The sequence below is a fragment of the Frankia sp. AvcI1 genome (assembly GCF_001420875.1).
GTDB lineage: Bacteria > Actinomycetota > Actinomycetes > Frankiales > Frankiaceae > Frankia > Frankia alni.
On record NZ_LJFZ01000016.1, the window covers coordinates 64,304 to 84,264 of the forward strand.

The window sequence follows — 19,961 nt, forward strand, 5'->3', positions numbered from 1 at the left end:
NCGCTGTCCACAGGGGCCGGGCCGGCCGCGGATCCCGGGGGCTCAGGGGGCTCCCGGGGCCGCGACGAGGCCGACCAGGTCGACGAGGTCGACGAGGTCGCGCTGGTCGCGGTCATGGCGGCCAACAACGAGACGGGGACGCTCAACGATCCCCGACCGGTCGCCGCCCTCACCCACGAGGCCGGCGCCCTGTTCCTGTGCGACGTCACGCAGGCGTTCGGTCGCATCCCGGTCTCGGTCACCGAGACCGGGATCGACTTCGCGACAGCGTCCGCGCACAAGATCTACGGTCCCAAGGGCGCCGGTGCGCTGATCGCCGGCAGGTCGGCGCGGGCGCGCCTGGCGCCGCTGATCCACGGCGGCGGCCAGGAACGCGGCCTGCGCGCGGGCACCCTCAACACCCCCGGCATCGTCGGCTTCGGCGCCGCGGCCCGCATCGCCGCGGCGTTGATGGACGACGAGGCCACCCGGCACCGGGCCCAGACGGAGCTGCTGTTCGACCTGCTCGTCGGCTGGCTCGGCGTGGGTGCCCTGGAGGTCAACGGGCCGGTCGAGGACGGCACCGGCCGGCCCGGCCCGATCCGGCTGCCGAACACGCTGAACCTGCGCTTCCTCGGCGCCGACGCCGACGCCGTCCAGTCCTGCCTGCCGGACGTCGCGGTGTCCGCGGGCTCCGCCTGCCACGGCGGGGGAGACGAACCGTCCCCGGTGCTGCTGGCGATGGGCCGCTCGGCGACCGCCGCGCGGGAGAGCCTGCGGTTCAGCGTGGGCCGCTTCACCACCGTCGACCAGATCCACGCCGCCGCCGCGACGGTGGCCCGTGCCGTGCTGCGCGTGCAGTCCCTGCGGGCGGTCGGGTCCGGCGAGGTCCCCCAGCCCGCGGAACCCGAACCCGCCGAGTCCGCCGGGCCTGCCGGGCCCGCCGGGCCCGAGCGGCCGGGTGCGAGCGGCCGGCCCCCCGCCGGCTGGTCCGGCGCGGCCACCCCGCCCCAGGGGCGGACCCCGGAACTCCCCGTTCCCCGATCTGCCCTGCCCTGAATGACGGCCCGCGCTGCCAGTCTCGCCACGCCGTGGTCCTGGCACTCCCGGCGCGGGATCGCGACGTTGAGATGAGGTCCCTCATGCCCACCGAGCAGTTGTCCGAACGGTCCGAAGGGGCCAGACGGCTGGAGAACGTGGTGATCCGCTTCGCCGGTGACTCCGGCGACGGGATGCAGCTCACCGGTGACCGGTTCGGCGCCCAGGCGGCCGCGATCGGCAACGACGTGGCGACGCTGCCGAACTACCCGGCGGAGATCCGCGCCCCAGCGGGCACCGTGGCCGGCGTGTCGAGCTACCAGCTCCACATCGCCGACCACGACATCCGGACCCCCGGTGACCAGCCTGACGTCCTCGTCGCCATGAACCCCGCGGCGCTCAAGGCCAACGTCGGCGAGCTGCGTCCCGGCGGCGTCATCATCCTGGACACCGACGCGTTCTCGGTGCTGGGCCTGGAGAAGGCCGGCTACGACGTCGACCCGCTGACCGACGGCTCGCTGGACGCCTTCCAGGTGCACGCGATCAACCTCACCGGGTTCGCCGCGNCCGCCGTCGCCGATCACAACCTCAAGCGCAAGGACGCCGCGCGGACGAAGAACATGTTCGCCCTCGGCCTGGTCTCCTGGATGTTCAGCCAGCCGATCGAGGACACGATCGCCTACCTGCACAAGCGCTTCGCCTCGAAGCCCGACGTGCAGGCCGCGAACGTCTCCGCGCTGCGCGCCGGCTGGATCTACGGCGAGTCGACCGAGGCCTTCGCGAACGTCTACGAGGTGAAGCCGGCCCCGCTCCCGGCTGGCACCTANCGGCACATGAAGGGCAACAAGGCCGTCGCCTACGGGCTGGTCGCCGCGGCGCACCAGGCCGGGATGCCGCTGTTCCTCGGCGCCTACCCGATCACCCCGGCGTCGGAGATCCTGCACGAGCTGTCCGCGCTGGCGTCCAACGACGTGCGCTCCTTCCAGGCCGAGGACGAGATCGCGGCCATCGGCGCGGCGATCGGCGGGTCCTTCGCCGGCATGCTCGGGGTGACCGTCACCTCCGGGCCCGGGATGGCGCTCAAGGCCGAGGCGCTCGGCCTCGCGGTGATCATGGAGCTGCCGCTCGTCATCGTCAACGTGCAGCGTGGCGGGCCGTCCACCGGCCTGCCGACCAAGACCGAGCAGTCCGACCTGCTGCAGGCGCTCTACGGCCGGCACGGGGAGGCGCCGCTGCCGGTGCTCGCCGTGCGCTCGGCGGCGGACGGCTTCGACGCCGCGATGGAGGCCGCGCGGATCGCGCTGACCTACCGCACCCCGGTCATCCTGCTCTCCGACGCCTACATCGCCAACGGCAGCGAGCCCTGGCGGGTCCCCGACGTCGAGGAGCTGCCGTTCATCGGGATCGACCTGGCCACCGAGCCGAACGCGGTCGACGCCGAGGGCAACCCGGTCTTCCTGCCGTACGCGCGTGACCCGATCACTCTCGCCCGGCCGCTGGNGATCCCCGGCACCCCGGGGCTGACCCACCGGATCGGCGGCCTGGAGAAGGCCGACCTCACCGGCGCGGTGTCCTACGACCCGGACAACCACGACCTCATGATCCGGACCCGGCAGTCGAAGATCGATGGCATCGACGTGCCGCCGCTGGAGGTCGACGACCCGAGCGGCCCGCCCGGATCCGGCGCGGACGTGCTCGTGATCGGCTGGGGTTCGACGTGGGGCCCGATCGGGGAGGCCTGCCGGGAGGTTCGGGCCCAGGGCCTGAAGGTCGCCCAGGCGCACCTGCGTCACATCGCGCCGCTGCCGGCGAACCTCGCCTCGGTGCTCTCCGAGTACCACACCGTGCTCGTGCCCGAGATGAACCTGGGGCAGCTGGCCGGCCACCTGCGCCGCGAGACCCTGATCGACACCGTCGGTTACAACCAGACCCGCGGGATGCCGTTCCGGACGGCGGAGCTCACCTCCGTCATCACCCGGGTGATCCAGGGCATCGACGCCGACACCGCGCCGGAGGCGGGCACGAAGCCGCTCGGCGACGTCGGCGCGCGCCTCGCGGCCAGGTCGGACGCGGCGTCGGCGAAGCCCGCGGCACACACCGGCACCCCCACCGGTACCCAGAACGACGCGACCCGGGAGGCGGGACGATGAGCACGGTCAACGGAAAGGCCGAGGAGCCGGCCGGCGCGAGCGGCCGACGGGCGCCCACGGTGGCGGACTTCACCACCGGCCAGGAGGTCCGCTGGTGCCCCGGCTGCGGGGACCACGCGATCCTGTCGACGATGCGCGGGCTGCTGCCGGCCCTCGGCGTCGCGCCCGAGAACACCGTGGTGGTGTCGGGCATCGGCTGCTCCTCGCGGCTGCCCTACTACCTCGACACCTACGGCATCCACTCGATCCACGGTCGGGCGCCGTCGTTCGCGACCGGCATCTCGATCAACCGGCCGGACCTGTCGGTCTGGGTCGTCACCGGTGACGGCGACGCGCTCGCCATCGGCGGCAACCACCTGATCCACGCGTTGCGGCGCAACGTGAACCTCAAGATCCTGTTGCTCAACAACGAGATCTACGGCCTCACCAAGGGGCAGGCCTCGCCGACGTCCAAGGTCGGCACGATCGGCCCGTCGAGCCCGTTCGGCTCGCTCGACAACCCGTTCAACCCGGTCGCGCTCGCGCTCGGCGCCGGAGCGACGTTCGTGGCCCNCACGATCGACTCCGACCGCCGCCACCTCACGGCGACGCTGACCGCCGCCGCGGCGCACAAGGGCGCGGCGCTGGTGGAGATCCGCCAGGGCTGCCCCACGTTCAGCGCGATCCCCCGCCAGGGCGGCCGGGGTGCCGCCCAGGCGGCTCCCGCGGAGCCGGACAACCCGGGGGCGCCCGAGCACGGCCCGATCCGGCTCTCGCCCGGCCTGCCGATCGTCTTCGGCAGCAACGAGCAGTGGGGCGTGATCCGCGACCCGAGCACCGGCGAGCTGGGCATCGGGCACGGCGGCGACTCCCGCGTCGTCGTCCACGACCCGGGCACCCAGAACTCGACCTACGCCTACGCGTTGGCCCGCCTGGCGGAGACGTCGCTCGCCGAGCCGCCCATCGGGGTGTACCGGTCGGTCTCCCAGCCGAGCTTCGACCAGCTCTACCAGGAGCGGCTCGCGACGGCGCGTCCCGGCGGTCGTGGGGACCTGGGGACGCTGCTCAAGGGCACCGACTCCTGGGTCCACGCCGGCTAGCAACCAGATCGCCGGCCGGGGAGCTGCGCCCCTGGCCGGGGCGGACGGGCGGCCGGGCGGACCGCCCGTCCCGCGATGTGAGGGGACCAGGCCGACTCCGGTCGGCCTGGTCCCCTCCTGTGTGGCACGGCCGGGTCTACCACCGCGGAATGCCGCCCGGGAAATACCGCGTCGGCCGACCCCGCACGGGGGAACCTGTCCGGGCGGGTCGGTATCGGAAGGCCGGAAAGACCGGTGGGGGAGAGGCCGGAGCCGGCAGGCCGGGACCGTAAAGGCCGGAACCGGGGGCCGGAACCGGGGGCCGCAGTCGGAAAGGCCGAAGCCGGAAAGGCTGGAACCGGAAAGGCTGGAGCCGGAAAGGCCGCAGCGCGAAAGGCCGGAACCGGGGGCCGGATCCGGAGAGGTCGGGAGAAGGCCGGAGCGGAGTGGGTCGGCGCACGGAGTGGGCCTGAGCCGGGAGAACTCGAGTGGGAAAGCGGCGCCGGTCGGGGCATCGTCTGCCGGCGGGGGCCCACGACAAAGCCGCCGGTCGGCCGCTTCGCTGCGGCCGACCGGCGGCATGATGTGACGTTGAAAGGCCGGTGCCCGGACGGGGGTGGTCCTGAGCACCGGCCGTAGCCGGCGGTCCCGCTGACGCCGTGGCCGCGTCAGCCTTCGCCGGCGGCTTGTGCCGTCAGCGTCCGTACCCCGCGACGAAGGGGGTGTCGGCCCTGATCGGGCCTACCCTGCCTGCGCCGCCCGGATCGCCGACGGGTGCATCCCGCCCAGGCAGGATGGTGGTGAAGAAGCGGGCCTCGTCCACGACGAACTCGGCTTCCGCCCGCGGTACCAGCCGGACACTCATGATCGCGTCGACCGGACAGGCCGACTCGCACGCCCCGCAGTCGATGCACTCGTTCGGATTGATGTACAGCTTCCGCACGCCCTCATAGATGCAGTCGACCGGACATTCGCCCAGGCAGGCGGTATCCTTCACATCAATGCAGGCGGACGTGACGACAAACGTCATGAGTGCCTTCTTTGCCGGTCGCCGGGACGGGTCGAGTGTTGAAGGCGGGCCGGGTGTTCGGTGACCCGCGGATCGATGGTGGACTCCGTCGTCGACCACGAAATCCGTGCCACCGGAACCGGCCCGGTTCTACGGTTCGGCCTTACTTGCGGCTTCCAGGAAAGCGTAACAGGGGAGCGGGCCGGTTGGCGAGGACNGCTGTAAAGGGAGCGTAAACAAGTCGACTCGAACTCTGCGGCCATCGATATGAGGATCTCGCGGCCCCGGGAAAAACCTAAGGATAGGTTTATCCCCGGCCCGCCGGCGTCGGGCGGGACCTGGCGCGGCTCGGGTCGGCTCGGGTCACAACGAGTTGCCTCGGGCCGCCTCGGGTCACCATGAGTCGCCGCGGGTCGCTGCGCCGCGGCGACGCGTCGCAGGCCTGGCCGGCGTCGGTGGCGGACTGCTCCCCGACCGTCGCCGAGAGGATCGACTCATCGTCGACCCCGGGCCGCAGCGGCCCCGCCGTGGTCGTCGGGCGGCCGGCGGGGCCGGCGGGGCCCGGGGCCGGCGGGGGAAGCATCGCGGTGCGTTGGGCACGGTTTCGGGGCTCAGGCCGTGCAGAGCGCACCGCACCCGGTCCCCGCCGGGTCCGGGCTCACCCGCCTGGACGTCTCGATCTCCGCTTCGTCCCTGTGGAGAGGGCGGGCGAGGCCGGGGCTGGGTGGTCGGGGTGCGGCGGCGTCAGACCTTGGCGGCGCGCACGGAGTCGGCCAGGCTGGTGGTCGGCCGTCCGAGCAGCCGCTGCAGGTCGTCCGCGTCCACATCGAGCGCGCCGCCGCGGATCGACCCGTCGATGCCGGCGAACAGGCCCGCCGTCGCCTCGTCGAGCCCGACCTGGCCCAGCGTGGCGGCGAGCTCCGCGACCGTGACGTCGCGGTAGGTGACGGTGGTGCCGGTGACCTCGGTGATCGTGGCGGCCAGCTCGGCGAGGGTGAAGGGCGTGCCGCCGAACTCGTAGATCGCGTTCTCGTGCCCCGTGCTCGTGAGGACCTTCGCGATGCCCGCGGCGAAGTCGGCCCGGGAGGCGCCCCTGATCCGGCCGTCGCCCGCGGCCCCCAGGACGAAGCCCTGGCTCAGGTACTGGCCGAGCTGGGCGGTGTAGTTCTCGTGGTACCAGTTGATGCGCAGCACCGTGAAGGGCACGCCCGCGCCCGCGAGCACCTCCTCGGTGGCCTTGTGCTCGGCGGCCAGGGACAGGTCGGTGACGTCGGCCCGCGGCGCGCTGGTGTAGACGATCCACCCGACGCCGGCCGCCTTCGCCGCCTCGATCACGGCGGTGTGCTGGGCGACGCGCTGACCGAGCTCGCTGCCCGAGACGAGCAGCAGGGTGTCGACCCCCGCCAGGGCGGCGGGCAGGCTCGCCGGGTCCGAGTAGTCGCCCGCCCGGACCTGTACCCCCCGCTCGGCGAGATCGGCGGCGCGGGCGGGCGTCCGCACCACCGCGACGATCGTGGACGGCTCGACCCCGAGGGCGAGGAGCTCCTCGACGACGAGCCGGCCGAGGTGTCCCGTCGCTCCGGTGACGGCGATGGTGGCCATGGTGTTCTCCCCTGTCGGTTGCGGTTTCCTTTGGTAAGTACTAACTATCAGACAGCGGTGGCCGCCAGGTGGATCGTAGGCTTGTGACCATGTCTTCCGAGCGTGATATGGCGGTGCGCGAGCCGTGTCCCGGGGAGATCGGGCCCAGCGACGAGCTCATCAGTGACGTCTTCGCCCGGGGATGCAGCTCGCGGGCGGCGCTGGAGGACGTGGGGTCCAAGTGGGGGATGCTCGCCATGCTCGCGCTGGGCGAGGGCAGCTATCGGTTCAACGCGCTGCGTCGCCGCGTCGAGGGTGTCAGCGAGAAGATGCTCTCCCGGACGCTGCAGGTCCTGGAACGCGACGGCCTGGTGATCCGGGAGGTGGTCAGCACGATCCCGGCGCGGGTCGAGTACTCGTTGACCCCGCTGGGTGGCCGGGTCGCCGGGCAGCTGCGCGCCCTGGCCGACCTGTTCGAGGCGTCGGCGGCAGAGATCAGCCGGGCTCGGACGGCCTACGATGCCGACCGGGGGCCGTGACGGCGGTTGTGACGGCGGTTGCGACGGTGGCCGTGGCGGCGCGGGTGCTGGCGGGGGCGGGCGTCCCGGGGGCCGTCGGGGCTTCGGCGAGGCGGCGGCCCATCGAGGCGGCGATCCGGTGGGCCTGGAGCTTGGCGCGGTCCGCGTGGGGGCCGCTGTGCAGCTCGTCGACGGTGGTCGTCCACAGCTCCAGCCAGCGGGCGAAGAGCTCGGGCGTGAGTGGGACGCGGGAGTGCAGGTCGGCGTGCACCCCGAAGGCGTTGCGCCGGTAGGTGCCGGCCCGGAAGATCACCGCCTGCCAGAAGTCGCAGATCACCGGCAGGTGCGCGGGTAGGTCGAGCCGCGCGACGTCGACGAAGACGTGGCCGAGCCGCGGGTCGGCGAACGCCCGTCGATAGAACTCCGTCACCAGCGCGGCGATGTCCGCCCGCCCACCGATGTCCGCCCGCCCGCCCACATCTGCCCGCCCGCTGCTGTCGGGCTGCCCGGTGCTGTCGGCCCGCGCGCTGCTGTCGGCCCGCGCGCTGCTGTCGGCCCGCGCGGTGTTGTCGGCCCGCGCGCTGCTGTCGGCCATGGCGTCCGTGTTGGCCTCCCAGGGCTGCGGGCCGTCCGCGGGACCAGCCGTGTTCGAAGGGATCCGGGTCGGCCGAGCGTCGACAGTGGAGCGCGGGTTCCGGCAGGGCCGTGGTGGAACGAGGCGGTCCCCGCTACCGAGGCTACGTCTCGCCGGGCAGCGCGGCCGCGACCCTCCGCCGGGAGTGCCGGCGCCATACCCCGACCGGGGCGGTCGTCTGTGACAGTCGCCACAGAGCCGGCCGCGGTCGCCTTACAGTGCCCAGGGTGACGGCATCGTTGCCGAGGTGGAGGGCGACAGGTCAGCTCATCTGGCGTANGGTCAAACGACCGCTAGTTCGGTCCTGTATGCGGGCTTCTCGTCAGCGGCTGTCTCCGATCTTCCTCGACGAGGTTGCGGACGCCCCGCCTTCACCNTCGGCCGACCGCATCGCGGGTCGGCCAACACATCCTGAGGTGCCAGATGATGACGAGTCGGCCCGTCAACTCGTTCGACGTACTGCTGGTCGAGGACGATCCGGGGGACGTCCTCATGACCCGTGAGGCGTTCGCCGACGATCGGATCAACGGCCGGTTGCACGTCGTCAACGACGGCATCGAGGCCATGGCGTTCCTGCGGCGCGAGGCGCCGTTCACCGACGTCCCCAGCGCCGACCTGGTCCTGCTCGACCTCAACCTGCCCCGCCGCAACGGCATCGAGGTGCTTGCGGAGATCAAGGCCGACGCGGAGCTGCGCCGCATCCCCGTCGTGGTGCTCACGACGTCGGACGCGGCCGAGGACATCCTGCGCAGCTACAACCTGTACGCCAACGCCTACGTGACGAAGGCGGTCGACTTCGATCGCTTCGTCGACGACGTGCGCTTCATCGACGACTTCTTCATCACGGTCGTCCGCCTGCCCCGCCGCTGAGTGCTGGGCCCCGGCGCCACACCAGGGCGAGGGCGAACGGATGCCCGCGGAATCGTCCCCACTGCGGCTTGGCGGTGAGCCAGGCGTCGTCGACGACGTTCTCCCGCATCTCCGCCAACGCCCAGCCGGTGCACAGACCCGCCTCGATCTGGTCGCTGACCAGGTGGACGTGGGTGGTGATCGCCCGGTGCACGCCGCTGCGATCGGTGTAATGGGTCGGCATGCCGGAGGTCATGATGAAGTGCGGGTGGAAGGCGACCAGGACGAACAGGGCGCCGGGNCGGGCCAGCCGGGCNGCCTCGGTGTAGAGCGGGACGAGTGCGGGCAGGTGCTCGTCCATCAGGCAGGCCACGACGAGGTCGTAACCGGCGGAGGGCAGGCCGGTGGCGGTCGCGTCCGCCTCGATCAGCCGGTCATGCGCACCTCGCTGCGCCGCGAGCGCCAGCATCCCCGGGGTCAGGTCCACGCCGTCGACGGCCGCGACCCCGCGGGCGCGCAGCCAGGCGCCGGTGCGGCCGGTGCCGCAGCCCAGGTCCGCCGCCCGCCCGACCTGCGTCCAGGCCGGCTGACGGAGACGGTCCAACAGCGCGAGGTCCATGAAGTCCTCGACCGTCTGGTCATAGCTGGCCGACCACTGTTCGTAACCGGTCCGGACGTCCACGGTCGGGTATCCGCGCAGGTCGAACTGCGAGAAGGAGGACATCGGCGAAGTATCGCCAGATGAGACCCGGCCCACAACGCAGTTTCGGCGCGTGGCTCCTGGAGCGGAGCCACGCGCCGAACGCAAAGCTGGGGGTGGTGCGACCTTAGGCGGGAGTCACGTTGTCCGCCTGCGGCCCCTTCTGGCCCTGCACGATCTCGAACTGGACGCTCTGGCCCTCATCCAGGGACTTGTAGCCGTCCGCCACGATCGAGGAGTAGTGGACGAACACGTCCGGGCCGCCACCGTCGACGGAGATGAATCCGAAGCCCTTCTCCGCGTTGAACCACTTGACGGTACCCTGCGCCACGATACTTTCTCCTTGCCGCGCTCCCGGTAGGCGTCCTTCGCGTACCGGCCTCGCACCAGACCCCGATCGGTTCCGTGGTCTGGTCGTGCCGTTCTCCCGCGTAGGTCACGCACCGAGAAACAAGCAACACCTCCAGCCTACCCCCCGCCCGGCCCGACGCGCAGTACCAGCGTCGGNCTCGCTGCGGTCCGGGCCCGGCGATCACCCGCCGAACGCCCTGGACAGCGCCAGAGCCGCAGGTCCCGGGCGGCCGGTCCAGAGCAGCTCCGTGCGGAACTCCGGGGCGGGCCCGAGCAGCGGCACGCCGATCGGGTCCGCCCGGACGGTACCCGGGCTGTCGTCGCCGCCGTGCTCGGCGCCGCCGGACGTGGCGGGGCCGCGCGTGTCGGCGTCGTGCGGGTCGAGATCCTCGCCGCCGGCCGGACCGTGGCGCCGGCCGGCGGCGAGCAGGCGGCGGGGGAGCATCCCGAGGCCCTGGCCGGCGGCGACCAGCGCGAGCAGGCCCGCGACGTCCGCGCCGTCGTAGCGCAGGTGCGCCCGCAAGCGCAGCTCCCCGGTCACGAGCCGAAGATCGGCCATCGCGGTCGCCACCTCGGGCGCGTCGATCCAGCGGGCGTCGACGAGGTCGGCCAACCGCAGCCCGGTGCGCCGGGCGAACGGGTGCCCGCGGGGGAGGGCCACGGCGGCCGGATCCGCGGCGACCCCGACCGCCCGAACGGGCCCCACATCGGGTAGCCGCAACGGGTCGCCGGGTGTGGCCAGCCCGACGGCGAGGCCGAGATCGAACTCCCCCCGGGCCACGCCGTCGGCCACCGCCGCGGTGCCGGCGACGACGACGCGGACGTCCAGCCGGGGCCGGCCGGCCAGGACGTCGGCGAGGACCGGGGCGAGCCGGTCGGCGGCCAGCGCATGGGTGGCGACCGACAGCCGCTCGCTCGGCGCGCCGGCAGCGCGCGTGACGTCGGTGCGCGCGGCGGCCAGGCGCAGCAGCAACGGCCCCGCATGCTCCAGCAGGCGGGCGCCGGCCTCCGTGACGCCTACGGGCCGGCGGTGCAGCAGCACGACGCCGAGGTCGGCCTCCAGCGCCGCGATCTGCTGCGAGACGGCGGACTGGGTGTAGCCCAGTTCGCGGGCGGCGGCCGAGAACGACCCGGCGGTGGCGACGCCGACGAACGTGCGCAGGTGCTGGGGATCCACGACATCAGTCTTGCTTATCCGGGCTGCACCGATAATCGTTGGACCTGAACTGGGTGCACACCGACGATCGAGCCATGACCTCCAGCGCCGCCGTCACACCGTCCACACCCGTCGCGTCCTCGGCCCCCTTCCCGCGGTCCGCCCCGGTTGCTCGCGTGGCGCTGGTCGGCGACCGCAGCGCCGAGATCGCCGCGCATGGCCGCATCCCCGACCTGCTCGACGCGCTGCGCCGACGCGACGGACTCCCGCTGGACGCCTACTGGATCCCGACCGACGAGGTGGTCGCCGCGGGGCCGCTCGACGGCTTCGACGGCATCTGGCTCGTGCCGGGCAGCCCGTACGCCAGCGAGGCGGGCGCGCTCGCGGCGGTCCGTACGGCACGGGAGCGCGGCATCCCGTTCCTCGGGACCTGCGGCGGCCTCCAGCACGTCGTGCTGGAGTTCGCCCGCTCGGTGTGCGGGTTCGCCGACGCCGCGCACGCCGAGGTGGACCCCGACGCGCCCCACCCGCTGATCGTGCCGATCGCCTGCGCCCTGAACGGTCACGAGGGTGCCGTCCGGATCACCCGCGACTCTCTCGCGGAACGGGTCATCGGCGCGGACCGCACGGTCGAGCGGTACTACTGCTCGTACGGGATCAACCCGGACCACGTCGGCCTGTTGCTCGCCCACGGCCTGCGCTTCAGCGGGGTGGACGAGGCCGGCGACGTCCGCGTCCTCGAGCTGCCCGGCCATCCGTTCTTCCTGGCGACGCTGTTCCAGCCCGAGCTCGGCTCGGACGCCAGCCGCCCGCACCCGGTCATCCGCGGCTTCGCCCAGGCCGCGGTCGCGATGGCCGCGGCCAGGCGAACCTCGACGAGGGTGCCCGGCGCGTAGGTGTGTTAGGGGCTGGCGGCTGGGGATGAGCGTTGCATCCGACACCGAAGTCAGCCGGGAGGAAACATGGCGAGCACGGTACAGGAATCGATCGAGGTCCACGTCCCGATTCGCACCGCCTACAACCAGTGGACGCAGTTCGAGTCCTTTCCGAACTTCATGGACGGTGTCGAGTCCATCGCCCAGCTCGACAACACCCACACCCACTGGAAGGTGAAGGTCGGCGGGCAGGAGCGGGAGNTCGACGCCACGATCACCGAGCAGCTGCCCGACGAGCGGGTGGCGTGGAAGAGCACCGAGGGCACCTCGCATGCCGGCGTGGTGACCTTCCACCGGCTCGCGGACGACGAGACCCGGGTGACGGTCCAGATGGACTGGCAGCCCGAGGGGCTCGCCGAGAAGGCGGGTGCCGCGCTCGGTGCTGACGACCGGCGGGTCAAGGCCGACCTCAAGCGGTTCAAGTCGTTCATCGAGCACCGTCAGAGCGAGACCGGCGGCTGGCGCGGCGAGGTGCCCCGGCCCGATGCCGCCGGGCCTGCCGGCAGTGCGGGGGATCCCCGCCAGGGCCGGACGACGGGCGAGCCGTCCTTCGGCGCCACGGGGACTCCCGGGTCGACCGGTGGGTCGGGCTTCCCCGGTTCGGGCGGTTCGACGGGCGCTCCCGGGTCGGGTGGCGCCCCGGGGTCGGGCGGCGGCCCGGGTGCGGGTGGTGCCTCGGGCGCACCCGGCACCGGTGGCGCGCCGTACACCCCCGGTTCGGGCGGCGCGGCGGGTGGCCGTGGCCAGGCCTCCGGCGCCCAGAACCGGACCCCGGGGAGCCCTGCCGGCGGCTGGTGAGCGCGGCTGAACACAGCGCGAAGGCACGAAGCATGAAGGCACCAAGGCACGAGTGCACCAGTGCACCAGTGCACGACAGGCGGCGCGGCCGGTCCGGACCTCGGGCCGGCCGCGCCGCTTCTTCTTCTCCTCCTTCTTCTCCTTCTCTTCCTTGATCCTCCNAACGTCGCCCGGCGCCGCCCGCAGGCCGGGAGATGACAGGGAGGTAACAGGCCTCCGCGGAGCGGACCCGGCCCCGCGGAGCCGGAACCGGTTCTGATCCACCGCCGCCGCCGGCATGTGATAGTCCGGACGGCGGGGACGGCGTCAGGGCCGTCCCGCGAGGGCGTGAAGCCGTGCCGCGAGGAGGAAGAACGTCGATGCGGGACCTCCGCNACCTGCCCAAGGGGCATCTGCACCTGCACTTCGAGCTGGGAATGCGGCCGTCGACGCTCGCCGATCTGGCCGCCGCCGCGGGCATCGCGACCCCCCGAACCGGGGGATTCACCGAGTTCGGCGGCTTCAGCGACGTGATCGGCGGAATCCTGCCGGTCTTCCGCCGTCCCGCGGACTTCGAGCGGCTCGTGGACGAGATGGTCAGCGACGCGGCCGACGAGGGCGTCGTCTACCTCGAGCCCAGCTTCTGGCCGTATGCCCACCTGGGCGTCTTCGGCAGCGCCGACGCCGCCTGGGAGACCGTGCTGGCCCGATCGGAACAGGCGGGCGCGCGGTACGGGGTCACGGTTCGCTGGATGGCCGCGGTGGACCGGGTCTACGACTCCCCCGATCAGGCGGTGGAGGTGGCCCACACCGCCCTGCGCCACGCCGATCGGGGCATCGTCGGTCTCGGACTGCACAACGACGAGAACGGCTGGCCGCCGGAGCCGTTCGCGGCCGCGTTCCGGGTGGCCCGGGAGGGCGGGCTGCTGTCGACCCCGCACGCCGGCGAGCTCGACGGTCCGGAGTCGGTGCGCGGCGCCGTCGAGACCCTCGGCGCCGACCGCCTGCAGCACGGCATCCGGGCGATCGAGGACCCGGCGCTCGTCGACGACCTGCTCGACCGGGGCACGTGCCTGGACGTCTGTCCCACCTCCAACGTGCTGCTGTCGGTGGTGCCCTCCCTGGCCGCGCACCCGCTGCCGGCGCTGCTGCGCGCCGGGGTGCGCTGCTCCATCAACGCGGACGATCCGCTGCTGTTCGGGCCCACCTGCCTGGAGGAGTACGAGCTGTGCCGCCGCGAGCTCGGCCTGTCCGACGAGGAGCTGGCGGCCTGCGCGCGTAGCTCGGTGCTCGCCGGCGCGGCCCCACAGGCGGTGCGGGCGGCGGCCCTGGCCGGCATTGACGCCTGGCTCGCGACGCCGGCCCCGCTGACCGCTCCGGCCGCCGGCTGAGCCGGGCAGCCGGAGGCGCCGCGGTGTGCCCCGTGGGCGGAGCCGGGTCGGTGGCGGATGACCGGCCGCGGCGGGTGGTCATCGCCCCCGACTCGTTCAAGGGTTCGGCGACCGCGACGGAGGTCGCCGCGGCGCTCGGGGACGGCTGGCGCTCGCGCCGGCCGGGCGACGAGATCGTGACGCTGCCGATCGCCGACGGCGGCGAGGGCACCCTCGACGTCTTCGCCGCCGCCGTGCCCGGCTCGGTGCGCCACCCGGTGCGCGTGACCGGCCCGGACGGGCGTCCACACGACGCCGAATGGCTGGCGCTGCCGGGCGACGTGGCCGTGGTCGAACTCGCGCGAGCCAGCGGCCTGCCGCTCATGCCGGCCCCGGACCCGCTGCGGGCCCAGACCATCGGCCTCGGCGAGGCGCTGCGGGCCGCCCTGGTCGGCGGCGCCCGGCGGATCCTGGTGGCGCTGGGCGGTTCGGCCTCGACGGACGGCGGCACCGGTGCCCTCGCCGCGCTGGGTGCCCGCTTCCTCGACGCGCGCGGGGCGGTGCTGCCCCCCGGCGGGGGCGCCCTGCCGGAGCTGGCCCGGGTGGAGCTGGCCGGCCTGCGCACCCCCCCGCCCGGGGGAGTGCGCTGTCTGGTCGACGTGGACGCCCCCCTGCTGGGCCCCGCGGGCGCGGCCGCCGTGTTCGGTCCGCAGAAGGGGGCGGGCCCGGCCGACGTCGACCTGCTCGCGGCCGGGCTGCGGCGGCTGGCCGAGGTGCTCGGCGGTGAACCGGCGGCTCCGGGGGCGGGTGCGGCCGGCGGCACCGCCTACGGTCTCGCCGCGGCCTGGGGCGCCGACCTGGTGCCGGGTGTTGAGACGATCACCGAGGCGGCCGGGCTGCCGGCCGCCCTCGCCGGGGCCGACTGGGTGGTGACCGGCGAGGGCCGCTTCGACCGGACGTCCCTGGCGGGCAAGGTGGTGGGCGGGGTGCTGACCCTGGCCCGGGCGGCGGGCGTGCCGCTGCTTCTGGCCGCGGGCCAGATCGATGCCCCTCGTCCGGAGGGGGCGATCGCCGAGGTCGCCCTGGCCCGGTTGGCGGGCGGTGCGCCGGCGGCGGTCGCCGAGCCGCTGCGCTGGCTGCGCGCGGCCGGCGCGGAGCTGGCCGGCCAGGCTGGCTGACGTTGCAGCGAGAGTGTGTCGACCCTGCCAGCCCTGCCAGCCCGGTCGGGCGGGACGGCGGGGCCGACGTCAGACGGTGCGGTTCATCCCGGTGAGGATGTAGCCGATCTTGCGCCAGGTGTTCGTTCCGCAGACGCCGTCGTCGGGGATGCGGCCGAACCACGGGGACGCGTAGCGCTGCAGCGAGGCCACCCGCGCGGTGGTGCGTGGACCGTACGCGCCATCCGGACTGATCCGGTTGGGATCGCCGATCGGCGCCTCGTGGCCGAAGACGATGTTCAGCGCGTTCTGGNGCTCCACGACGTCGGCGCCACGGGCTCCCTCGCGTAGCGTCGGCCGGCCGGCATACCGCTCGCGGGGATCGGACGTCACGCCGCGACCGTCACCGAGTGCGAGCGACAGGATGTCGCCGCGGCGTGCCGCCCGGAGGTCGCCGGGGCAGGTGTGTCCGCCCCAGGCCTGCCCGCCCATCCGGTGGGTGCCGAGGCCATAGCCGTTCGGCGAGTCGGCGATCTCCGCTTTCCAGCCGAACTCCCGCATCCCCCAGCCGAACAGCTCGGCCAGCCGGGTGATTTGTACCGGTGTGTAGTCCTCGGTGTCGTAACCCTCGCATTCGCACGAGATCCAGTACGGATTCCCGGCCGCCTGCGCCCAGGCCCGCTGATCGAACGGCACATACTGCTCGAAGTCGCCGTTCCTGGACAGCCACAGATGGGAGCTGACCTGGCTCGCGGCGTTGTCGAACCAGCCGAACAGCGAACCGGTGCCGACCTGGACGTGCGGGATGAGTCCGCGGGTCGGCTGGATCATCGCGCCGGACGTGTTCCGCACCGGGCGCAGCCGGGCGGGCGGGTAGAGGGTCGGCGCCATCGTCAGCGGCCCTTCCGCGCGCACGCGTCGTCACGACTGGTTCTCGTCTGGACATTCACGATTCCGGGCCGCTTCCTCTTCGTGCGGTCGATAGTCGGTCGACCCAGGATGGTCGGTCCCGACCGGTACAGTCCTGCTTTCTACTCGGAGCGTCGAGATGGTCGCGATGCCGGGTCTGGTGGGTCGGTCCGTATCGGGCAGGATGCCCGGACATACCGCCCACGGAAACCTACGCGTCGCGCATCGTCGGCCTGGTGACGCACCCGCCGGTCGGCTGCGGGACCGGCGCCTAGACTGCCGGCCTATGTCCGGATCCGGCCCGTGCCTCCCCCGATCGGACCGGTGCCGGTGAGCGGGCGCGCCGGCGACGCCGCGGTCACCGTGGTCGCGGGGACGCCCCCGCGCACCGCGCTCGACCTGCGATACGAGGTCTTCGTCCGCGAGCAGGGCGTGCCGCCGGAGCTGGAGTACGACGGCCTCGACGCGACCGCGGACCATGCCGTCGTCCTCGATGACGACGGGCGGGCGGTGGCCACGGCCCGCCTGCTCGATCCGGGGCCCCGCCGGCCGGACGCGGAGCCGGTGGGGATCATCGGGCGGGTCGCCGTCTCCGCCGCCTGGCGCGGCCGGGGCCTGGGCCGGCTGGTCACCGCGGCCCTGGAGGCACGGGCGGGGGAGCGCGGTCTGCCGGCCGTGGAGCTGCACGCTCAGGCGAGGGTGGCGGACTTCTACACCCGCCAGGGGTACCGGCCGATCGGCGAACCCGACGTCGAGGCGGGCATCGAACACGTGTGGATGCGCCGCGAGCTGCTCCCCGGCCTGCGGCGGGTGCGGGACTCCGACGCCGCGGCGCTCCAGGAGCTGATCGCGACCGTCTGGGCGGAGTACCCGGGCTGCGTCCTCGACGTGGACGCCGAGGAGCCGTGGTTGCGGGCCCCCGGATCGGCCCACGCGGCGGGCACGGGGGAGCCCGCTCGGGCCATGTGGGTGGTCTCGGCGGACGCTGCCGGTCCGATCGGGGCGGGGCCGGCCGGCGGAGTGCTCGCCAGCGTGGCGGTGTGGGCGCGACCGGCGGCGGATCCCGCGGCGGCCGCCGATCCCGGCGCGGCCGCCGAGCTGAAGACGCTGTACGTGTCGGCCCTCGTCCGCCGCCGAGGGCTGGGTGCGGCCCTGGTGCACCGCGCGGAACGGGAGGCCCGGCGGTGGGCGGCGCGGCAGATGCGGCTGTGGACCGACACGAGGTTCACCGACGCGCACCGGCTGTACCGGCGGCTGGGTTACCAGGCCACCGGGCACAGCCGCGACCTGCACGACCTCTCGGCCACGACCGAAATCGAGTTCCGCCGCCCGCTGTCCTCACCGGCAGGGACGAACGAAGTCCCAACGTCCTGACAACTCTCGCTATCCTGGCGGGTATCTGCTGTTTTATTTACGGGAATCCCGGACCAAAGGGTGGAACGGGTGTTCCGATCCCGCGCAGACGGCTGTGGTCCGACGGTCGTTCGTGGCCGGGTTCGACAAGGAGGCATTCAATGCCGTATGCCGCAGCCTCGCGTCGGCGGGCCGGGCAGCCGATGCCCGCCCCCGCGGGGGCCCCGCCCGCTCCCGGTGACCACCACCCGCCGACCCGGCCGAGCGCAGGCCGGCGGGGCCGGTGCCTGCGCGGATCCCGGCCGGCCCGCAGGACCCTCGCGGCGGCCGGCGCCACGATCGCCCTGACCGGGCTGTTCGCCGTGGCCGACGCCGGGGCCGCCCGCGCCGGCGGCGTGATCTGGGCGAGCTGCCCGTCCGGCCAGGTCAGCGAGGTCAGCGTGCCGGCGTCGGACGGGGCGCCGGCGACCGGCGCGACCTGGCTCGAGGCCGGTTACTACGCCCACATCGCGACGTTCTGGCGGCCGGTGACGGCGCTGCTGTGCCGGACCGAGGCCGGCCGCGGGGTCGACGCGGGCGAGCCCACGTTCCGGTTCGAGCACCAGGGCTGCCCGGGCGGGGAGGCGACCTTTGGTGTGCCGCGCCCCGCCCTCGCCGACGGCGCGAACGGTGCCGCCGGGCCGCCGGTGACCTGGGGGACCTACCTGCCGGACGGCTGGTACGACCTCGGGGACACCGGAAACCCGGCGTGGACGTCGGTCTGCTGGTCGTCCTTCAAACGCTGACGGCCGGGCCGCGCCCCGGCGGGGGCCCTGGTCTTCTCCAGGCGGTGGAGAGGGCCCCCGGCGGGGATGGCCGCCAGTACCGGTAGCCGCCAGTACCGGTAGCCGCCGGTGGTGGTGCCGCCGGTACTAGTAGCGGTAGTGGTCGGCCTTGTACGGACCCTCGACGGGCACGCCGATGTAGTCCGCCTGCTGCTTGGTCAGCTCGGTGAGCTTCACCCCGAGCGCGTCGAGGTGAAGTCGGGCCACCTTCTCGTCGAGGTGCTTGGGCAGCACGTAGACGCCGATCGGGTAGCTCTCGGTCTTGGTGAACAGCTCGATCTGCGCGATCACCTGGTTGGTGAAGCTGTTCGACATCACGAAGCTCGGGTGGCCGGTCGCGCAGCCGAGGTTCATCAGCCGGCCCTCGGCGAGCACGATGATCGAGTGGCCGTCCGGGAACACCCACTCGTCGACCTGCGGCTTGATGTTGATCTTCTCGATGCCCGGGGTCTTCGTCAGGCCGGCCATGTCGATCTCGTTGTCGAAGTGTCCGATGTTCGACACGATCGCCTGGTGCTTCATCGCCGCCATGTGGTCGGCGGTGATGATGTTGAAGTTGCCGGTGGTGGAGACGAAGATGTCGGCGATCCCGACGACGTCCTCGAGCACGGTGACCTGGAAGCCGTCCATCGCGGCCTGCAGCGCGCAGATCGGGTCGATCTCGGTGACGATGACCCGGGCGCCCTGGCCGCGCAGCGCGTCCGCGCAGCCCTTGCCGACGTCGCCGTAGCCGCAGACCACGGCGACCTTCCCGCCGATGAGCACGTCGGTCGCGCGGTTGAGGCCGTCGATGACCGAGTGGCGGCACCCGTACTTGTTGTCGAACTTCGACTTCGTCACCGAGTCGTTGACGTTGATCGCCGGGAAGGCGAGCGTGCCGGCCTTGGCCATCTCGTAGAGACGGTGCACGCCGGTGGTGGTCTCCTCGGTGACGCCCTTGATGTTGGCCGCCGTCTCGGTCCAGCGACCGGGCTTCTCGGCGATGGTGCGGCGCAGCGTCTCCAGGACGATCGCGTACTCCTCGCTGTCGGAGGGGTCCGTCGCCGGCACCGCGCCGGCCGCCTCGAACTGCGCGCCCTTGTGCACGAGCAGGGTCGCGTCGCCGCCGTCGTCGAGGATCATGTTCGGCGCGCCGCCGTCCGGCCAGGCCAGCGCCTGGTCCGTGCACCACCAGTACTCCTCGAGGGTCTCGCCCTTCCAGGCGAAGACCGGAACGCCCTGCGGGTCGTCCTTGGTGCCGTTGGGCCCGACGACGATCGCCGCGGCCGCGTGGTCCTGGGTGGAGAAGATGTTGCAGGAGACCCAGCGGACGTCGGCGCCGAGCGCCACCAGGGTCTCGATGAGGACCGCGGTCTGGATCGTCATGTGCAGGGAGCCCATGATGCGGGCGCCCCGCAGCGGCTGGCTGGCCGCGTACTCCGCCCGGGTGGCCATCAGGCCGGGCATCTCGTGCTCGGCAAGACGGATCTCCTTGCGGCCGAACTCGGCCAACGCGAGATCCGCGACCTTGAAGTCGAAACTCATGCCTTCTCCTTCGACGCTCGGGCGGCTGCCGAGCCTGGGTGGCGGGTGCGGAGTCCCGGGAACCACCCGCCGGCAGGCGGTGGCCGTGA

At 73.2% G+C, this 19,961-nt stretch carries 17 protein-coding genes and 9 pseudogenes; 16 read left to right on the forward strand and 10 right to left on the reverse strand.

Annotation, left to right across the window (positions count from 1 at the left end; translation table 11 throughout):
* Position 1: 1 nt before the first annotated feature.
* The 7 genes and pseudogenes from UK94_RS17390 to UK94_RS55915 all read left to right on the forward strand — a co-directional run.
* A pseudogene (locus UK94_RS17390) lies at positions 2 to 1,038 on the forward strand (aminotransferase class V-fold PLP-dependent enzyme); the annotation flags it as partial.
* Between the two features lie 83 nt (positions 1,039 to 1,121).
* On the forward strand, positions 1,122 to 1,583 hold a 462-nt coding region (locus tag UK94_RS55890), incomplete at its 3' end, for a 2-oxoacid:acceptor oxidoreductase family protein (RefSeq protein ID WP_235488381.1).
* A gap of 1 nt (position 1,584) precedes the next feature.
* Positions 1,585 to 1,843, forward strand: a pseudogene (locus UK94_RS55895) (2-oxoacid:acceptor oxidoreductase family protein); the annotation flags it as partial.
* Between the two features lies 1 nt (position 1,844).
* Positions 1,845 to 2,517 (forward strand): annotated as a pseudogene (locus UK94_RS55900) (2-oxoglutarate ferredoxin oxidoreductase subunit alpha); the annotation flags it as partial.
* A gap of 1 nt (position 2,518) precedes the next feature.
* A pseudogene (locus tag UK94_RS55905) lies at positions 2,519 to 3,167 on the forward strand (2-oxoglutarate ferredoxin oxidoreductase subunit alpha); the annotation flags it as partial.
* Positions 3,164 to 3,719: 2-oxoacid:ferredoxin oxidoreductase subunit beta (locus UK94_RS55910; RefSeq protein ID WP_235488383.1), on the forward strand; the 556-nt coding region annotated here is incomplete at its 3' end. The pseudogene UK94_RS55905 and the gene UK94_RS55910, both read left to right, overlap by 4 nt.
* Before the next feature lies 1 nt (position 3,720).
* Positions 3,721 to 4,246 (forward strand): annotated as a pseudogene (locus UK94_RS55915) (2-oxoacid:ferredoxin oxidoreductase subunit beta); the annotation flags it as partial.
* A gap of 673 nt (positions 4,247 to 4,919) precedes the next feature.
* On the opposite strand, the gene UK94_RS17405 reads toward UK94_RS55915, so the two are convergent.
* Positions 4,920 to 5,255, reverse strand: a complete 336-nt coding sequence (locus UK94_RS17405) for a ferredoxin family protein (protein WP_011607830.1) — start codon at positions 5,253 to 5,255, stop codon at positions 4,920 to 4,922.
* Positions 5,256 to 5,978: 723 nt separating this feature from the next.
* A complete protein-coding gene (locus tag UK94_RS17415; protein WP_011607828.1) occupies positions 5,979 to 6,836 on the reverse strand; it encodes an SDR family oxidoreductase in 858 nt (285 codons plus the stop codon).
* Between the two features lie 89 nt (positions 6,837 to 6,925).
* On the opposite strand from UK94_RS17415, the gene UK94_RS17420 reads away from it, so the two are divergent.
* Complete coding sequence (locus UK94_RS17420; RefSeq protein WP_083867063.1) at positions 6,926 to 7,354, forward strand: helix-turn-helix domain-containing protein; 429 nt, start codon at positions 6,926 to 6,928, stop codon at positions 7,352 to 7,354.
* On the opposite strand, the gene UK94_RS17425 is transcribed toward UK94_RS17420, so the two are convergent.
* Positions 7,311 to 7,928, reverse strand: a complete 618-nt coding sequence (locus tag UK94_RS17425) for a group III truncated hemoglobin (RefSeq protein WP_235488385.1) — start codon at positions 7,926 to 7,928, stop codon at positions 7,311 to 7,313. The two genes, UK94_RS17420 and UK94_RS17425, sit on opposite strands and share 44 nt — an antisense overlap.
* 462 nt (positions 7,929 to 8,390) lie before the next feature.
* Here UK94_RS17425 and UK94_RS17430 point away from each other — a divergent pair, with 462 nt between their 5' ends.
* Positions 8,391 to 8,837: a response regulator gene (locus UK94_RS17430; RefSeq protein ID WP_095212807.1), complete on the forward strand. Its 447-nt coding sequence runs from the start codon at positions 8,391 to 8,393 to the stop codon at positions 8,835 to 8,837.
* On the opposite strand, the pseudogene UK94_RS55920 reads toward UK94_RS17430, so the two are convergent.
* From UK94_RS55920 to UK94_RS17445, 4 genes and pseudogenes are all read right to left on the reverse strand, one after another.
* Positions 8,809 to 9,117 (reverse strand): annotated as a pseudogene (locus UK94_RS55920) (SAM-dependent methyltransferase); the annotation flags it as partial. The gene UK94_RS17430 and the pseudogene UK94_RS55920 sit on opposite strands and share 29 nt — an antisense overlap.
* 16 nt (positions 9,118 to 9,133) lie before the next feature.
* A pseudogene (locus UK94_RS55925) lies at positions 9,134 to 9,540 on the reverse strand (class I SAM-dependent methyltransferase); the annotation flags it as partial.
* Between the two features lie 103 nt (positions 9,541 to 9,643).
* Entirely contained in the window at positions 9,644 to 9,847 is a 204-nt protein-coding gene (locus UK94_RS17440; protein ID WP_009741546.1) for a cold-shock protein, read from the reverse strand.
* A gap of 201 nt (positions 9,848 to 10,048) precedes the next feature.
* Positions 10,049 to 11,044, reverse strand: a complete 996-nt coding sequence (locus tag UK94_RS17445; protein WP_011607823.1) for a LysR family transcriptional regulator — start codon at positions 11,042 to 11,044, stop codon at positions 10,049 to 10,051.
* Between the two features lie 74 nt (positions 11,045 to 11,118).
* Here UK94_RS17445 and UK94_RS17450 point away from each other — a divergent pair, with 74 nt between their 5' ends.
* The 5 genes and pseudogenes from UK94_RS17450 (at position 11,119) to UK94_RS17465 (ending at position 15,283) form a co-directional block, all read left to right on the forward strand.
* Positions 11,119 to 11,919 carry a CTP synthase gene (locus UK94_RS17450; RefSeq protein WP_157734316.1) on the forward strand — a complete coding sequence of 267 codons (801 nt, stop codon included), beginning with the start codon at positions 11,119 to 11,121 and terminating at the stop codon, positions 11,917 to 11,919.
* A gap of 66 nt (positions 11,920 to 11,985) precedes the next feature.
* A partial coding sequence (locus UK94_RS55930) for an SRPBCC family protein (protein ID WP_313949538.1) occupies positions 11,986 to 12,159 on the forward strand: 174 nt, incomplete at its 3' end.
* A 1-nt stretch (position 12,160) separates the two neighbouring features.
* A pseudogene (locus tag UK94_RS17455) lies at positions 12,161 to 12,756 on the forward strand (cyclase); the annotation flags it as partial.
* A 377-nt stretch (positions 12,757 to 13,133) separates the two neighbouring features.
* Positions 13,134 to 14,126 (forward strand): adenosine deaminase, encoded by a 993-nt coding sequence (gene add / locus UK94_RS17460; protein WP_268761414.1) that lies wholly within the window; start codon positions 13,134 to 13,136, stop codon positions 14,124 to 14,126.
* Positions 14,127 to 14,176: 50 nt separating this feature from the next.
* Positions 14,177 to 15,283 carry a glycerate kinase gene (locus UK94_RS17465; protein ID WP_231861428.1) on the forward strand — a complete coding sequence of 369 codons (1,107 nt, stop codon included), beginning with the start codon at positions 14,177 to 14,179 and terminating at the stop codon, positions 15,281 to 15,283.
* Positions 15,284 to 15,352: 69 nt separating this feature from the next.
* Here UK94_RS17465 and UK94_RS55935 read toward each other — a convergent pair.
* Positions 15,353 to 15,575: peptidoglycan-binding domain-containing protein (locus UK94_RS55935; RefSeq protein WP_235488387.1), on the reverse strand; the 223-nt coding region annotated here is incomplete at its 5' end.
* Between the two features lies 1 nt (position 15,576).
* A pseudogene (locus tag UK94_RS17470) lies at positions 15,577 to 16,153 on the reverse strand (N-acetylmuramoyl-L-alanine amidase); the annotation flags it as partial.
* A 348-nt stretch (positions 16,154 to 16,501) separates the two neighbouring features.
* Between UK94_RS17470 and UK94_RS17475 the strand changes: the two are divergent.
* Positions 16,502 to 17,545, forward strand: coding sequence for a GNAT family N-acetyltransferase (locus tag UK94_RS17475; RefSeq protein ID WP_235488388.1), 1,044 nt, complete (start codon positions 16,502 to 16,504; stop codon positions 17,543 to 17,545).
* A gap of 140 nt (positions 17,546 to 17,685) precedes the next feature.
* Positions 17,686 to 18,309, forward strand: coding sequence for a hypothetical protein (locus tag UK94_RS17480; RefSeq protein WP_041939979.1), 624 nt, complete (start codon positions 17,686 to 17,688; stop codon positions 18,307 to 18,309).
* A gap of 126 nt (positions 18,310 to 18,435) precedes the next feature.
* Here UK94_RS17480 and ahcY read toward each other — a convergent pair whose 3' ends face one another.
* Complete coding sequence (gene ahcY / locus UK94_RS17485; RefSeq protein ID WP_041939978.1) at positions 18,436 to 19,872, reverse strand: adenosylhomocysteinase; 1,437 nt, start codon at positions 19,870 to 19,872, stop codon at positions 18,436 to 18,438.
* Between the last annotated feature and the right edge of the window lie 89 nt (positions 19,873 to 19,961).

Bases quoted from the DNA above. Each gene is read 5' to 3' on its own strand.
- UK94_RS17420 (WP_083867063.1), top strand. From the start codon at position 6,926: ATGTCTTCCGAGCGTGATATGGCGGTGCGCGAGCCGTGTCCCGGGGAG.
- UK94_RS17480 (WP_041939979.1), top strand. From the start codon at position 17,686: ATGCCGTATGCCGCAGCCTCGCGTCGGCGGGCCGGGCAGCCGATGCCC.
- UK94_RS17405 (WP_011607830.1), bottom strand. From the start codon at position 5,255: ATGACGTTTGTCGTCACGTCCGCCTGCATTGATGTGAAGGATACCGCC.
- UK94_RS17450 (WP_157734316.1), top strand. From the start codon at position 11,119: ATGACCTCCAGCGCCGCCGTCACACCGTCCACACCCGTCGCGTCCTCG.
- ahcY (WP_041939978.1), bottom strand. From the start codon at position 19,872: ATGAGTTTCGACTTCAAGGTCGCGGATCTCGCGTTGGCCGAGTTCGGC.
- UK94_RS17425 (WP_235488385.1), bottom strand. From the start codon at position 7,928: ATGGCCGACAGCAGCGCGCGGGCCGACAACACCGCGCGGGCCGACAGC.
- UK94_RS17415 (WP_011607828.1), bottom strand. From the start codon at position 6,836: ATGGCCACCATCGCCGTCACCGGAGCGACGGGACACCTCGGCCGGCTC.
- UK94_RS17430 (WP_095212807.1), top strand. From the start codon at position 8,391: ATGATGACGAGTCGGCCCGTCAACTCGTTCGACGTACTGCTGGTCGAG.